The organism is Pseudomonas sp. F2, from assembly GCF_057174385.1.
The window spans coordinates 2,762,141-2,775,894 of sequence record NZ_CM169904.1 but is presented as its reverse complement, the minus strand read 5'-3'; the positions used below and the strand labels follow the sequence as shown (position 1 = coordinate 2,775,894).

Sequence of the window (13,754 nt, the reverse complement as noted above, 5' to 3'; positions counted from 1 at the left end):
ATGTGACCGCCCGGTTCAAAGGGCCATCCAACTGTCAGTTTCTTGCGTCCCCCGGTGGGGCGTCACTTTCCGACGACAAGATCATTAGGGGCTTGTTACATGTCTGCTTCCCTCGCATTCGTCTTTCCAGGACAGGGTTCGCAGTCCCTCGGCATGCTGGCCGAGCTGGGCGCGGAACATCCGTTGATCCTCGAAACCTTCAAAGAAGCCTCCGCTGCTCTGGGCTATGACCTGTGGGCACTGACCCAGCAGGGCCCGGAAGAGCTGCTCAATCAAACCGACAAAACCCAACCGGCCATTCTGACCGCCTCGATCGCCCTGTGGCGTCTGTGGCTGGCTGAAGGTGGCGCGCGTCCGGCATTCGTTGCCGGTCACAGCCTGGGTGAATACAGCGCCCTGGTTGCTGCCGGCAGCCTGAGCCTGGCTGATGCGGTGAAACTCGTTGAGCGCCGTGGCCAGCTGATGCAGGAAGCCGTTCCGGCCGGGCAGGGTGGCATGGCCGCCATTCTCGGTCTGGAAGACGCTGATGTGCTGGCCGCCTGTGCCGAAGCGGCGCAAGGTGAAGTGGTCAGCGCGGTGAACTTCAACTCGCCGGGCCAGGTGGTGATTGCCGGTGCCAAGGCTGCCGTCGAGCGTGCCATTGAAGGTTGCAAGGCCCGTGGTGCCAAGCGTGCCATGCCGTTGCCGGTGAGCGTGCCGTCGCACTGCGAGCTGATGCGTCCGGCGGCCGAGCGCTTTGCCGAATCCATCGCTGCCATCGACTGGCAGGCACCGCAGATCCCGGTCGTACAGAACGTCAGCGCGCAAGTGCCGGCCGATCTGGAAACCCTCAAGCGTGATCTGCTCGAGCAACTGTACAAGCCCGTTCGCTGGGTTGAATCGGTCCAGACTCTGGCCGCCAAAGGCGCCACCAGTCTGGTCGAATGCGGTCCGGGCAAAGTCCTGGCCGGTCTGAACAAACGTTGCGCCGAAGGCGTTTCGACTTCCAACCTCAATACCCCAGACGCTTTCGCTGCCGCCCGTGCAGCGCTGGCCTGAATCAGGAGAAACTTGCATGAGTCTGCAAGGTAAAGTTGCACTGGTCACCGGTGCAAGCCGCGGTATCGGCCAGGCTATCGCACTGGAACTGGGTCGTCAGGGCGCCATCGTTGTTGGCACTGCGACCTCCGCCAAAGGCGCCGAGGCCATTGCTGCCACCCTGAAAGAGCATGGTATCCAGGGCACGGGTCTGGAACTGAACGTCACCAGCGACGAATCGGTCAGCGCGGTGCTGGCGAGCATTCAGCAGCAGTTCGGTGCGCCGGCAATTCTGGTCAATAATGCTGGCATCACCCGCGATAATCTGATGATGCGCATGAAAGACGATGAATGGTACGACGTGATCGATACCAACCTGAACAGTCTGTATCGCCTGTCCAAGGGCGTTTTGCGTGGCATGACCAAAGCGCGCTGGGGCCGAATTATCAGTATTGGCTCGGTGGTGGGTGCCATGGGCAACGCAGGCCAAGTAAACTATGCAGCCGCCAAGGCCGGTCTGGAAGGTTTCAGCCGTGCGATGGCGCGTGAAGTCGGTTCGCGTTCGATTACGGTCAACTCGGTAACCCCAGGGTTCATCGACACCGATATGACCCGCGAACTGCCGGAAGCACAGCGTGAAGCCTTGCAGACGCAGATTCCGCTGGGTCGTCTGGGGCAAGCTCAAGAGATCGCTTCGGTGGTCGCTTTTCTTGCATCCGACGGTGCGGCATACGTCACTGGGGCTACAATCCCGGTGAACGGTGGGATGTACATGTAAGTAAAATGTGACGGATTGCTTCAAAAAAATGTCATACGAGCTGTCTAAAATCCGTTATAAAGCTGCAATCTATTTATAGGCAGAGGGCCGCAGGGTTTGAGGAGTGAAGCTTTCAGTTGAAAAGCTGAAAAGCCTTTCTATACACTTACCCACTGGCCAGCTGCCTGAATTTGTCCATTAGGAGTGAAAACAAGGTATGAGCACCATCGAAGAGCGCGTCAAGAAAATCGTTGCCGAGCAACTGGGTGTTAAAGAAGAAGAAGTGGTCAATACTGCTTCCTTCGTTGAAGACCTGGGTGCCGACTCCCTTGACACCGTTGAGCTGGTGATGGCTCTGGAAGAGGAATTCGAGACCGAAATCCCTGACGAAGAAGCTGAGAAGATCACTACTGTACAAGCTGCAATCGACTACGTTACTAGCCACCAGGCGTAATAGTTTGTAATCGTTGTCTGCTGTCATGGAAAAACCGCACTGCCATCATGGCGTGCGGTTTTTTCTTTAGGCCTGATGCAAAGTCGTCATTTGAAAAAGGAGAGTGCTGTGTCGCGTAGACGCGTCGTAGTCACCGGTATGGGTATGTTGTCGCCACTGGGCACGGATGTGCCGAGCAGTTGGCAGGGCATTCTGGCTGGCCGCAGTGGCATTGGTCTGATCGAACACACCGACCTTTCTGCCTATTCCACCCGTTTTGGCGGCTCGGTAAAGGGCTTCAATGTCGAGGAATACCTGTCGGTCAAAGAAGCACGCAAGCTCGACCTGTTCATTCAGTACGGTCTGGCCGCGGGTTTTCAGGCTGTTCGCAATGCTGGTCTGGAAGTCACCGACGCCAACCGTGAGCGCATTGGCGTGGCCATGGGCTCGGGCATCGGCGGTCTGACCAACATCGAAGAAACCAGCCGTACCCTGCATGAGACGGGCCCGCGTCGAATCTCGCCATTCTTCGTGCCAGGCTCGATCATCAATATGATTTCCGGTTTTCTGTCCATCCACCTGGGTGCGCAGGGACCGAACTACGCCATTTCCACTGCCTGTACCACCGGTACGCACTGCATTGGCATGGCGGCGCGCAACATCATGTACGACGAAGCCGACGTGATGATCGCCGGCGGTGCCGAGATGGCCGCGTGCGGTCTGGGCATGGGCGGCTTCGGCGCGTCCCGTGCGCTGTCGACCCGCAACGACGAGCCGACCCGCGCCAGTCGTCCATGGGACAAGGGCCGTGATGGCTTCGTGCTGTCCGACGGTGCCGGTGCGCTGGTGCTCGAAGAACTCGAGCACGCCAAGGCTCGCGGCGCGACCATTTATGCCGAGCTGATCGGCTTCGGCACCAGTGGCGATGCGTTCCACATGACTTCGCCACCCGCTGATGGCGCTGGTGCAGCGCGCTGCATCACCAATGCCCTGCGCGATGCGAAAATCAACATCGACCAGGTGCAGTACATCAACGCCCACGGTACCTCGACCCCGGCCGGCGACCTTGCCGAAGCCAATGCGATCAAGACCGTGTTCGGTGAGCACGCCTACAACCTGGCGGTCAGCTCCACCAAGTCCATGACCGGTCACCTGCTGGGTGCGGCGGGCGCGGTCGAGGCGATCTTCAGTGTGCTGGCAATCAACAGCCAGGTGGCCCCGCCAACCATCAACCTCGACGAGCCGGACGAGGGCTGCGATCTCGATTTCGTGCCGCACACGGCGCGCAACATGGACATCGATGTCGTACTGTCCAACTCCTTCGGGTTTGGTGGCACCAACGGCACGTTGGCGTTCCGTCGGTTCGCCGGCTGATGGACAGCTGGGTCGACGGTCAGCCGGCTGACGCTCTGTCGCTGAAAGATCGCGGCCTGGCTTATGGCGATGGGCTGTTCGAGACCATCGCCGTGCGCGGCGGCCAGCCGATATTGCTGGATCGTCACCTGACGCGTTTGGCCGAGGGCTGCTCGCGTCTGGCTATCGCTGCGGATATTGATCGGGTTCGCACGGAACTGCGGGCCTATGCCGCGGCAATGGGCGAGGGCGTACTCAAGCTGATCCTCACCCGTGGTGATGGCTTGCGTGGCTACGCGCCCGATCCTGCGGCGCAAGGTCGACGCATCCTGCAAGGCAACCCGCCTGCGGCTTATCCTGCCGTGCATGGCGAGCAGGGTGTGCGCCTGTTTCCCTGCGCCACGCGGCTGTCGAATCAGCCGTTGCTGGCCGGGCTCAAGCATCTGAATCGTCTGGAGCAAGTGCTTGCCCGCGCCGAATGGCGCGACAGCGAACACGCCGAAGGCTTGATGCTTGATCAGGCCGGACGCGTCATCGAAGGCGTGTTCAGCAACCTGTTTCTGGTGCGCGACGGCGTACTGATCACCCCGGATCTGAAGCGCTGTGGCGTGGCCGGTGTGATGCGTGCCGAACTATTGTTTCAGGCCGAGTCATTGGCCATCTCCACCCAAATTACCGATGTCAGCCTCGAACAGCTGCAATGGGCTGACGAAGTCTTTATCTGCAACAGCGTTTATGGCGTCTGGCCGGTACGCGCCTACGCTGCACTGAGCTGGCCGGTTGGCCCGCTCACCCGTAAACTGCAAACCATTGCCCGCGCGCTACTGGATGCCTGATTCGTGAGACGTAAATTCTTGCTGCTGCTGGAAACCGGACTGGTTCTGGCAGGGCTGTTACTGGGCGCCAGCGCCTGGAAAATTCATTCGGCGCTGGAACAGCCTCTGAACATCACGCAGGAAGAACTGCTGGATGTGCCGAAAGGCTCGACACCGACCCGCACCTTTCTTGAACTCGAAACCGAGGGGGTCATCAAGGACGCCTTCTGGTTGCGCATTTACTGGCGCTTCAATCTGGCCGGCACACCGATCCATACCGGCGAGTACCGCATGCAGCCAGGCATGACCGTCAACGGTCTGATCGACTTGTGGAAGCGTGGCGAAGTGGTGCAGTACAGTCTGACGCTGGTCGAGGGCTGGAATTTCCACCAGGTCCGCGCTGCGCTGGCAAAAGATGAAAAGATCGAGCAAACCCTCAAGGGCCTGAGCGACAGCGAAGTGATGGAGAAAATCGGTCATCGGGGATTGTTCCCGGAAGGTCGGTTCTTCCCGGATACCTACCGTTTCGTGCGGGGCGTTTCCGATGTCGAATTGCTGAAGAAGGCCTTTGACCGGCTCGATGAAGTGTTGGCCAAGGAGTGGGAAAACCGCTCGGCCGATGCGCCGTACAGCGAGCCTTATCAGGCGCTGATCATGGCGTCGCTGGTGGAGAAGGAAACCGGCGTACCACAGGAGCGCGGGCAGATTGCCGGCGTGTTCGTGCGCCGCATGGCGCTGGGCATGCAGTTGCAGACCGACCCGACCGTGATCTATGGCCTGGGCGACCGCTACACCGGCAAGTTGACCCGTGCTCATCTCAAGGAGCCGACGCCCTACAATACCTATGTGATTCCCGGGTTGCCGCCGACGCCGATTGCCATGGTCGGTCGCGAGGCGATTCACGCCGCGCTCAATCCGGTGGAAGGCAACAGCCTGTATTTCGTCGCCCGTGGCGATGGCAGCCATGTGTTCTCCGATGACCTGGATGCACACAACAGTGCGGTGCGCGAGTTCCAGCTCAAGCGCCGCGCCGATTACCGCTCCAGCCCGGCCCCGGCGAATGCGCCGGCGGCTCCGGCCACGGCGACGGAGGAGGCGATTCCTGCCGCGTCCCCGAATACCGCGCCTGAAGCGCTGCCGCAGGTTCCGCCTCAGGAACCTGCGCCAGCCCCTGCTGCCGAGCCTGAGACGGCGGCACCGCAAAATGCGCAATGACTTTGATTAAGGACTGCCTGTGACTGGCTTGTTTATTACCCTGGAAGGCCCGGAAGGCGCTGGCAAGAGCACCAACCGCGAGTACCTCGCCGAGCGTCTGCGCGTCGAAGGTATCGAAGTGGTGCTGACTCGCGAACCCGGCGGAACGCCACTGGCCGAACGGATTCGCGACGTGCTGCTGGCCCCGGCCGATGAGGTCATGAACCCCGACACCGAGCTGTTGCTGGTGTTCGCCGCGCGCGCCCAGCATCTGGCCGAAGTGATTCGCCCGGCACTGGCCCGTGGCGCGGTGGTGTTGTGTGATCGTTTCACCGATTCGACATACGCCTATCAGGGCGGCGGTCGTGGTTTGTCAATGGAGCGCATTGCTGCGCTGGAGACGTTCGTTCAGGGCGACTTGCGGCCGGATCTGACACTGATTTTCGATCTGCCGGTGGAAATGGGTCTGGCTCGCGCCAGTGCCCGTGGCCGTCTGGATCGTTTCGAGCTGGAAGGCCGGGCGTTTTTCGAAGCGGTGCGCAATGCGTTTCTCAAGCGCGCTGAGGCTGATCCTGCACGCTATGTGCGCATCGATGCCGGTCAGCCATTGGTCAAGGTTCAGCAATCGCTGGACACCTTGATTCCGAACTTGCTGGAGCTGATTCGTGGCTGAGGCCTATCCATGGCAGGACAGCCTCTGGCAGCAACTGGCCGGACGCAGTCAGCACGCTCATGCGTATTTGCTGCACGGCCCGGCCGGGATCGGCAAGCGCGCGCTGGCCGAACGCCTGATGGCCAGCCTGCTTTGTCAGCGTCCGACACCGGAAGCCTGCGGTGAGTGCAAATCGTGCCTGCTGCTCAAGGCCGGCAGCCACCCGGACAATTACATCCTTGAGCCCGAGGAAGCCGACAAGGCGATCAAGGTCGACCAGGTACGCGATCTGGTCAGTTTCGTGGTGCAGACCGCGCAACTGGGCGGGCGCAAGGTGGTGCTGATCGAGCCGGTGGAGTCGATGAACATCAACGCCGCCAACGCCTTGCTAAAAAGCCTTGAAGAGCCTTCCGGCGATACCGTGCTGTTGCTGGTGAGCCACCAGCCGAGCCGTTTGCTGCCGACGATCAAGAGCCGCTGCGTGCAGCAGGCGTGTCCGCTGCCCGGTGAGGCCATGAGCCTGCAATGGCTGGCACAGGCGCTGCCGGAGTGTTCCGAAGAGGAGCGCATCGAATTGCTGACGCTGGCGGCAGGTTCGCCACTGGCGGCGGTCAGCTTGCAGTCCCAGGGCGTGCGCGAGCAGCGGGCGCAGGTGGTCGAAGGGGTGAAGAAGTTGCTCAAGCAGCAGCAATCGCCGACACAATTGGCCGAAGAATGGAAAAGCATTCCGATGCTGCGCCTGTTCGACTGGTTCTGCGACTGGTCGAGCCTGATCCTGCGCTATCAATTGACCCAGGATGAAGCCGGCCTCGGTCTGACCGATATGCGCAAAGTCGTGCAGTACCTGGCGCAGAAAAGCGCCCAGGGCAAAGTCCTCGATATTCAGGACTGGATTCTCGCCCAGCGGCAGAAAGTCCTGAGCAAAGCCAACCTCAACCCGGCACTGCTGCTGGAAGCGTTGTTGGTGCAATGGGCGGGTTTGCCTGGTCAAAGATAAGAATGTGTACCTAGACTCTGAACATCAGCAGTGGAGGTCAACATGAATGAAGCCATCAGCCCCGGGCCGCGCAACGGCATCCTGTCCCTGACGATCAAGGACAAATCGGTGCTTTACGCCGCCTACATGCCGTTCATCAAAAACGGTGGCCTGTTCATCCCGACCAACAAGAGTTACAAGTTGGGCGACGAGGTGTTCATGCTGCTGAACCTGATGGACGAGGCGGAGAAGATCCCGGTGGCCGGCAAGGTCGCCTGGATTACCCCCAAAGGCGCTCAGGGCAACCGCGCAGCCGGCGTCGGCGTGCAATTCAACGAGGGCGACAACACCGCCCGCAGTCGCATCGAAACCCATCTGGCCGGAGCACTGAAATCCGACCGTCCCACTCATACGATGTAAGTAGCCGTCTTTTTTATGCTCGTAGATTCCCATTGTCACCTTGATCGCCTCGACCTCGCCGCCCACGACGGCTCGCTGGATGCTGCACTTGATGCGGCCCGCCAGCGTGGGGTCGGGCATTTCCTGTGCATCGGCGTGAGTGCCGACAACGCTGCCGACGTCAAGGCCCTGGCCGAGCGCTATGACGACGTCGATTGCTCGGTCGGTGTGCACCCATTGGACGTGCAACCGGGCGCGGCGCCGGCACTGGACTGGCTGCTGCATGAGCTCAATCACCCGAAAGTGGTGGCGATTGGTGAAACCGGTCTGGATTATCACTACGAGCCAGAAGCCGCCGAGCTGCAACAGGCATCCTTCCGTCTGCACCTGCAAGCCGCCCGGCAGACCGGTAAGCCAGTGATCATCCACACCCGTGGCGCCCGTGCCGATACCCTCGAACTACTGCGTGAAGCGGCGTTGCCCCAGGCCGGTGTGCTGCATTGCTTCACCGAAGACTGGGACATGGCCAAGGCTGCGCTGGACATGGGTTATTACATTTCCCTGTCGGGCATCGTCACCTTCCGCAATGCCGACGCCCTGCGTGATGTGGCGAGCAAGGTGCCGGCCGATCGCCTGTTGGTGGAGACCGACTCGCCGTATCTGGCGCCGATCCCGTATCGCGGCAAACCGAACCTGCCGCAGTATGTGCGCGAGGTGGCGGAGTTTCTGGCGATGCTGCGTGGGGAAGACTATGAGCGGTTTGCCGAGCAGACCACCGAGAACTTCAAGCGGCTGTTTCCCTTGGCGCATGTAAAAGGCTGATCGTGAAGGAGCTGCCAGCTCCCAGCTCCTACAAGCGCGGTGGGCGTAAATGACAGGGATTTACGCCAAATCGCAGGCAAAAAAAACCCGGGTTCTGGGGGGTGAATCCGGGTTAAGACCATTAGGAGTAAAACAAAGGCACGCGGTCCCTTGGTACCTTTACCGGCACGGCACTTGGGGGAGATGCCGCCCGACAGTTCAAGTATTGATCAGTCTGGCGTTCAGTCCAGTTGAGCGGTCGGGGTTTTTAAACAAATTTGGAATACGTGCGCTTCAGTTGAGTTCTCATTGCCGCCTCAGCGTTCGCAAAATGAACAAGAAACACAGATATGGTCGGATGATCCGTGCATTTTTGTGCAAGTTAGGCATAATACGCGGCTTCGAATTTTGACCCCTACAGACCTTTTCTTATGCACAAAGAACCTCGTAAGGTCCGTGAGTTTCGTCGCCGTGAGCAAGAAATTCTCGATACCGCGCTCAAGCTGTTCCTCGAACAAGGTGAAGACAGTGTCACCGTCGAGATGATTGCTGATGCCGTGGGTATCGGCAAAGGCACGATCTACAAGCACTTCAAATCCAAGGCCGAGATCTATCTGCGGCTGATGCTCGATTACGAGCGCGATTTGAACGAGCTGCTGCATTCGGCCGATGTCGACAAGGACAAGGAAGCGCTGTCCCGTGCCTACTTCGAATTCCGTATGCGCGACCCTCAGCGCTATCGCCTGTTCGACCGTCTCGAAGAGAAGGTGGTGAAAGGCAATCAGGTACCGGAAATGGTTGAGGAGCTGCACAAGATCCGTGCCTCGAACTTCGAACGCCTGACCTTGCTCATCAAGGGCCGGATCAGCGAAGGCAAGCTCGAAGACGTGCCGCCGTACTTCCACTACTGCGCGTCCTGGGCGCTGGTGCACGGCGCGGTCGCGCTGTATCACTCGCCGTTCTGGAGCAACGTGCTCGAAGATCAGGAAGGCTTCTTCCAGTTCCTGATGGACATCGGCGTGCGCATGGGCAACAAGCGCAAGCGCGATCCGGAAACCCCGAGCAGCTGAATCATTCAGCGGCCTTATTGCGCCATGATTTCGCTACATGACGCAGTACCGCAGGAATATACTCAGGCATAGGGCTTGCTAAAACTTGATTTGTGAGTCAAGTTTTAGCGGCTCGAAATTCTATCGCCGGAGTGATCATGATCGTTGACCGTCAAGGCAGGCGTTTTCGCAATTTGCGCATCAGCCTGACTTCAGCCTGCAATTACGCCTGTACCTACTGCGTGCCCAACGGCAAGCGGTTGGTGGCTGCGCAGGATGAACTGTCGGCCGAGGCCATGGCCCGTGGCGTGGCTTATCTGATCGAAGCCGCCGGCATCGAGCGCCTGCGCATCACCGGCGGCGAGCCGCTGGTCAGCCCCAAACTCGAATCTTTCATGAGCGCCGTCGGCAAGATGGGCCTGGAAGACATCAGCCTGACCACCAACGGTCAACTCCTGGCGAAAAAGCTGCCGCTGCTGGTGGACGCCGGTCTGCGCCGGATCAACGTATCCCTCGATACCTTGGATGCCGGCGCGTTCCGCAGCATCGCCCGTGGCGGCGATCTGGCGACCGTGCTCGATGGCATGGACCAAGCGAAAGCGGCGGGGCTGAAGATCAAGATCAACATGGTGCCGTTGCGCGGGCAGAACCTGGATCAGGTGATGCCGCTGCTCGATTACTGCCTGGAACGTGGCTACGAGCTGCGTTTCATCGAGTTGATGCGCATGGGCCACCTCGCTACTGACTCCAATGCCTTCCTGCAACAGTTCGTCAGCCTGCAGCAATTGCTGAGCCTGATTGGCGAGCGTTATGAGTACGCACAAGCCGATGCGCCGGTGGACGCCACGGCCGTACGCTATGCGATCCCGGGGCTGGGCCATTTCGGTGTGATTGCCAACGAAAGCGTGCCGTTCTGCAGAACCTGTTCGCGCTTGCGTCTGTCGTCGACCGGCTGGCTGCACGGCTGCCTGTCGTCGAGCAACCGCCACTATGTCGGCGATCTGCTCGACAAGCCGCGTCATCAGGCATTGCCGGCGTTGCAGCGTCTGTTGGTCAAGGCGCTGGGCGACAAGCAGGAAGTGGCGTTCTCCGGTGGTGCGACCGTCATGAAGATTATCGGCGGCTGATCTTTTTTTTCGCGAGCAGGCTCGCTCCCACAGGGTTTTTCTTAATCCTGTGGGAGCGGGCCTGCTTGCGAAAGCATTTCATCATCCGGCAAAGATCCTGAGCTGGCGCAAAAGCTGCATCCAACGGCCATTCGCCGGTTTTCCGTCACCGGCTTCTGGAGGATGAGGATGCGTAGCCTGGTTTTGCTGCTGGCCGTTTTGGCGCTTGGCGGCTGTATGACTGTCAGCGATATGGCCGAAGGCACTCGCTATCAGATGAGCGACGCGGGGCTGCTGGATCACAGCGACAGCCGTCGGGTGAACAACTTCCGCATTCAGCCGGACTCGTTCATCTACATCGCCCAGGGTTCATTCGCGCCGCCGGGTGGTTCCTATCCGCGCCCGAACGTTGTGGCCGAAGAAGCGTTCAAAGGTTTTGTCGAATACTTCCCGATGGTCCGCCGTGCGCGAGCCCCGGAAGGCCTCGATCAGGCATTGGGCGAAGCTCGCGATGCCGGTGCTCACTACCTGCTGTATACCCGCTTCGCCAAGGCTGACGACCGCATCGGCAACTCCGACGAGTGGCTCGATCAGGAAGCCGTGGATCGCCTCGGCATCGACGGCGGGGTGATTCAGATCATGTTGATCGAGACCAGCACCCAGTATTTGATTGATACTGCACGGATCAAGAGTCGTGGCGGTTTACTGACGTTCCACGATAACAAGCCGGAAGACCTGATCGGCCCGCCACTGGCGCAATACGCGCGCAGCCTGCTGGGAGTCGGCGACCAATAAACCCAAGGAGTACGCCATGAGTGGCCCGCAAAAAGCCAATGACCTATTGGGACAGATCCCCAAAACCAAAGGCCTGCCGCCGGTGCATTTGTGGAATCCGGACTTCTGCGGCGACATCGACATGCGCATCGCCCGTGACGGCACCTGGTATTACCTGGGCACGCCGATCGGGCGCAAGCCGATGGTCAAGCTGTTCTCCACCATCATCCGCCGCGACGGCGATGATTACTTCCTGATTACCCCGGTGGAAAAGGTCGGGATCAAAGTCGACGACGCGCCGTTTGTGGCGATTGCCGTGGAGGTTGAAGGCGAGGGTGAAGCGCAGTTGCTGCGCTTCACCACCAACGTCGAGGAGACCGCCGAGGCCGGGCCGGAACATCCGATCCGCGTCGAGATCGACCCGGTGACTCAAGAGCCCGCGCCTTACGTGCACGTGCGCACTAACCTTGAAGCGCTGATTCACCGCAATGTGTTTTACCAACTGGTGGAACTGGCGGTCAGTCGCGAAATCGACGGGCAGCGCTGGTTGGGCGTATGGAGTGGCGGCGAGTTCTTCCGCATCGGCCTCGAGCCTTAAACAAAAATCCCTGTGGGAGCGAGCCTGCTCGCGAAGACGATATGTCAGTCGATCTTAGGGCGACTGATACATCGCTTTCGCGAGCAGGCTCGCTCCCACATAGGATTTTAGAGTCACCTTAAAATCCCGATTGACTGTTAATCATATGATGATTAGCGTGAACACCCATCGCCAAGCGCTTTGAGGTCTTCATGTCCAGCAGCTTTCATGCATCAACAGTCGATTGGCTGGGCAGCTGGATTGCCGCTGGCCAGGTGAAACCGGGGCAGACGATCAAGGTCGAGGCCGATCTGGGCGAGCAGCTCGGCGTCAGCCGCACGGTGATTCGCGAGGCGATCAAGACGCTGGTCGCCAAAGGCATGCTTGAGGTCGGACCGAAAGTCGGCACCCGCGTGTTACCGGTGCGGCGCTGGAACCTGTTTGATCCGCAAGTCGTCGGCTGGCTATCGCGCAATGGCTTGCCGGAAAATTTCGTCGATGACCTGCTCGACCTACGCCGTACCATCGAACCGATGGCCGTGCGCTGGGCCTGCGAGCGCGCCAGCCTGGAGCAGATTCACGCGGTGCAACGGGCCTACAACGCGCTGGAGCGGGCGGTCGACAGCGGCATCGATTACAACCGTGCCGACCAGGTGTTCCACGAGTGCATTCTGGCAGCCAGCCATAACCAGTTCATTGAGCAAATGGTCCCGGCCCTCGGCGCCTTGCTCGCGGTGTCGTTTGAAGTCTCCGCCGCTGACCCTGATGAACTGCGTCGCACATTGCCGATCCACAAGGACATGGCTGACGCCATCGCCGCCCGCGATGCGGCGCGCGGGGTGTGGGCCTGCATGACCCTGATCGACAATGCCGACCTGGCAATCAAGCGCTTTTACCCGCAGGTGATGGCCGACAAAAAGCCAGCTGAAAACACAAATTCCCACCATAAAAACCACAAGAACCAAGGAGTTGCCATGAGCTGGACCGCCGTAACCCAACACCGCGCCAGACTCGGTGAAGGCCCGTTCTGGGACGCCCCCACCCAGGCGCTGTACTGGGTCGATATCGCTGGCCAACAGGCGCTGCGACTGATCGGCAACAACGTGCAGATTTGGCAGATGCCTGAGCACGTTTCGGCGTTTATCCCTTGCGCCAGCGGCGACGCGTTGGTGACCCTGAGCAGCGGCGTGTACCGTCTGGACCTCGATTCCCCGGGCCTTGAGCCACGCCTGACGCTGTTCTGCATCGCCGACCCGCAACCGGGCAATCGGCCCAATGAAGCGCGCTGCGACGCCCAAGGGCGACTGTGGCTCGGCACCATGCAGAACAACATCGGCGCCAACGGCGAAGACCTGCCGGTCGAGCGTCGTTCCGGTGGCCTGTTCCGCATTGATCCCGACCAGCGCGTCACACCGTTGCTGCGTGGCTTGGGGATTCCCAACACCTTGCTGTGGAGCGACGACGGCACCACGCTGCTGTTCGGCGACAGCCTCGACGGGGTGCTCAATCGCTATTTCATTCACACCGACGGCAATCTTGATGTCGCCAACCGCTGGTACGGTCCTGACCAGAACGGCGGCCCGGACGGTTCGGCAATGGACGCCGAAGGCTACGTGTGGAATGCCCGTTGGGACGGCAACTGCCTGCTGCGCCTGACACCCGAAGGGCAAATCGATCGCAAAATCGACCTGCCCGTCAGCCGCCCGACCAGCTGCGTATTCGGTGGCGAAGACCTGAAAACCCTGTACATCACCAGCGCCCAGAGTCCGCATAACCATCCACTGGATGGCGCGCTATTGTCGATGCGGGTCGATGTGCCGGGCAAACTCTGCACGCGGTTTGCAGGTTGAA

15 protein-coding genes and 1 pseudogene are annotated in these 13,754 nt (G+C 60.1%); all 16 read left to right on the top strand.

The features are described from left to right. The first annotated feature begins 99 nt into the window (after positions 1-99). The 16 genes and pseudogenes from fabD to AC193Q_RS12235 all read left to right on the top strand — a co-directional run bounded on the left by fabD (position 100) and on the right by AC193Q_RS12235 (position 13,753). Positions 100-1,038, top strand: a complete 939-nt coding sequence (gene fabD / locus AC193Q_RS12310; protein ID WP_483879571.1) for an ACP S-malonyltransferase — start codon at positions 100-102, stop codon at positions 1,036-1,038. Positions 1,039-1,054: 16 nt separating this feature from the next. Further along, positions 1,055-1,795 carry a 3-oxoacyl-ACP reductase FabG gene (gene fabG / locus AC193Q_RS12305; protein WP_483879570.1) on the top strand — a complete coding sequence of 247 codons (741 nt, stop codon included), beginning with the start codon at positions 1,055-1,057 and terminating at the stop codon, positions 1,793-1,795. Positions 1,796-1,991: 196 nt separating this feature from the next. Next, the gene (gene acpP, locus AC193Q_RS12300; RefSeq protein WP_003175607.1) at positions 1,992-2,228 is read left to right on the top strand and encodes an acyl carrier protein; all 237 of its coding nucleotides are present in this window, start codon (positions 1,992-1,994) and stop codon (positions 2,226-2,228) included. A 108-nt stretch (positions 2,229-2,336) separates the two neighbouring features. Then, positions 2,337-3,581, top strand: coding sequence for a beta-ketoacyl-ACP synthase II (fabF, locus tag AC193Q_RS12295; RefSeq protein WP_027612357.1), 1,245 nt, complete (start codon positions 2,337-2,339; stop codon positions 3,579-3,581). Continuing rightward, on the top strand, positions 3,581-4,396 hold the full coding sequence (gene pabC, locus AC193Q_RS12290) for an aminodeoxychorismate lyase (RefSeq protein WP_121186641.1): 816 nt from the start codon (positions 3,581-3,583) through the stop codon (positions 4,394-4,396). Before fabF ends, pabC begins: the two co-directional genes overlap by 1 nt. A 3-nt stretch (positions 4,397-4,399) precedes the next feature. Then, on the top strand, positions 4,400-5,590 hold the full coding sequence (gene mltG / locus AC193Q_RS12285; RefSeq protein WP_121186639.1) for an endolytic transglycosylase MltG: 1,191 nt from the start codon (positions 4,400-4,402) through the stop codon (positions 5,588-5,590). A 19-nt stretch (positions 5,591-5,609) separates the two neighbouring features. After that, complete coding sequence (tmk, locus tag AC193Q_RS12280) at positions 5,610-6,242, top strand: dTMP kinase (RefSeq protein ID WP_041069196.1); 633 nt, start codon at positions 5,610-5,612, stop codon at positions 6,240-6,242. Further along, positions 6,235-7,218, top strand: a complete 984-nt coding sequence (locus AC193Q_RS12275) for a DNA polymerase III subunit delta' (protein WP_041069199.1) — start codon at positions 6,235-6,237, stop codon at positions 7,216-7,218. The genes tmk and AC193Q_RS12275 overlap by 8 nt, the downstream gene beginning before the upstream one ends. 42 nt (positions 7,219-7,260) lie before the next feature. Beyond that, positions 7,261-7,617: a PilZ domain-containing protein gene (locus AC193Q_RS12270; protein ID WP_027612362.1), complete on the top strand. Its 357-nt coding sequence runs from the start codon at positions 7,261-7,263 to the stop codon at positions 7,615-7,617. Between the two features lie 15 nt (positions 7,618-7,632). Next, entirely contained in the window at positions 7,633-8,418 is a 786-nt protein-coding gene (locus tag AC193Q_RS12265) for a TatD family hydrolase (RefSeq protein ID WP_121186635.1), read from the top strand. A 410-nt stretch (positions 8,419-8,828) separates the two neighbouring features. After that, complete coding sequence (locus AC193Q_RS12260) at positions 8,829-9,467, top strand: TetR/AcrR family transcriptional regulator (RefSeq protein WP_007950805.1); 639 nt, start codon at positions 8,829-8,831, stop codon at positions 9,465-9,467. A 137-nt stretch (positions 9,468-9,604) separates the two neighbouring features. Next, positions 9,605-10,573 (top strand): GTP 3',8-cyclase MoaA, encoded by a 969-nt coding sequence (locus tag AC193Q_RS12255; protein WP_121186633.1) that lies wholly within the window; start codon positions 9,605-9,607, stop codon positions 10,571-10,573. A gap of 168 nt (positions 10,574-10,741) precedes the next feature. Further along, the gene (locus tag AC193Q_RS12250; RefSeq protein WP_041069208.1) at positions 10,742-11,347 is read left to right on the top strand and encodes a DUF4823 domain-containing protein; all 606 of its coding nucleotides are present in this window, start codon (positions 10,742-10,744) and stop codon (positions 11,345-11,347) included. Between the two features lie 16 nt (positions 11,348-11,363). Continuing rightward, positions 11,364-11,924, top strand: coding sequence for a DUF1285 domain-containing protein (locus AC193Q_RS12245; RefSeq protein WP_041069211.1), 561 nt, complete (start codon positions 11,364-11,366; stop codon positions 11,922-11,924). A gap of 191 nt (positions 11,925-12,115) precedes the next feature. Beyond that, a pseudogene (locus AC193Q_RS12240) lies at positions 12,116-12,823 on the top strand (FadR/GntR family transcriptional regulator); the annotation flags it as partial. Between the two features lie 54 nt (positions 12,824-12,877). After that, the gene (locus AC193Q_RS12235; RefSeq protein WP_121187802.1) at positions 12,878-13,753 is read left to right on the top strand and encodes an SMP-30/gluconolactonase/LRE family protein; all 876 of its coding nucleotides are present in this window, start codon (positions 12,878-12,880) and stop codon (positions 13,751-13,753) included. Position 13,754 lies beyond the last annotated feature (1 nt).

Coding starts and splice junctions, on each gene's coding strand:
- AC193Q_RS12255 (WP_121186633.1), top strand. CDS start 9,605: ATGATCGTTGACCGTCAAGGCAGGCGTTTTCGCAATTTGCGCATCAGC.
- AC193Q_RS12235 (WP_121187802.1), top strand. CDS start 12,878: ATGAGCTGGACCGCCGTAACCCAACACCGCGCCAGACTCGGTGAAGGC.
- fabG (WP_483879570.1), top strand. CDS start 1,055: ATGAGTCTGCAAGGTAAAGTTGCACTGGTCACCGGTGCAAGCCGCGGT.
- AC193Q_RS12265 (WP_121186635.1), top strand. CDS start 7,633: ATGCTCGTAGATTCCCATTGTCACCTTGATCGCCTCGACCTCGCCGCC.
- AC193Q_RS12250 (WP_041069208.1), top strand. CDS start 10,742: ATGCGTAGCCTGGTTTTGCTGCTGGCCGTTTTGGCGCTTGGCGGCTGT.
- AC193Q_RS12245 (WP_041069211.1), top strand. CDS start 11,364: ATGAGTGGCCCGCAAAAAGCCAATGACCTATTGGGACAGATCCCCAAA.
- AC193Q_RS12260 (WP_007950805.1), top strand. CDS start 8,829: ATGCACAAAGAACCTCGTAAGGTCCGTGAGTTTCGTCGCCGTGAGCAA.
- acpP (WP_003175607.1), top strand. CDS start 1,992: ATGAGCACCATCGAAGAGCGCGTCAAGAAAATCGTTGCCGAGCAACTG.
- AC193Q_RS12270 (WP_027612362.1), top strand. CDS start 7,261: ATGAATGAAGCCATCAGCCCCGGGCCGCGCAACGGCATCCTGTCCCTG.
- fabD (WP_483879571.1), top strand. CDS start 100: ATGTCTGCTTCCCTCGCATTCGTCTTTCCAGGACAGGGTTCGCAGTCC.
- pabC (WP_121186641.1), top strand. CDS start 3,581: ATGGACAGCTGGGTCGACGGTCAGCCGGCTGACGCTCTGTCGCTGAAA.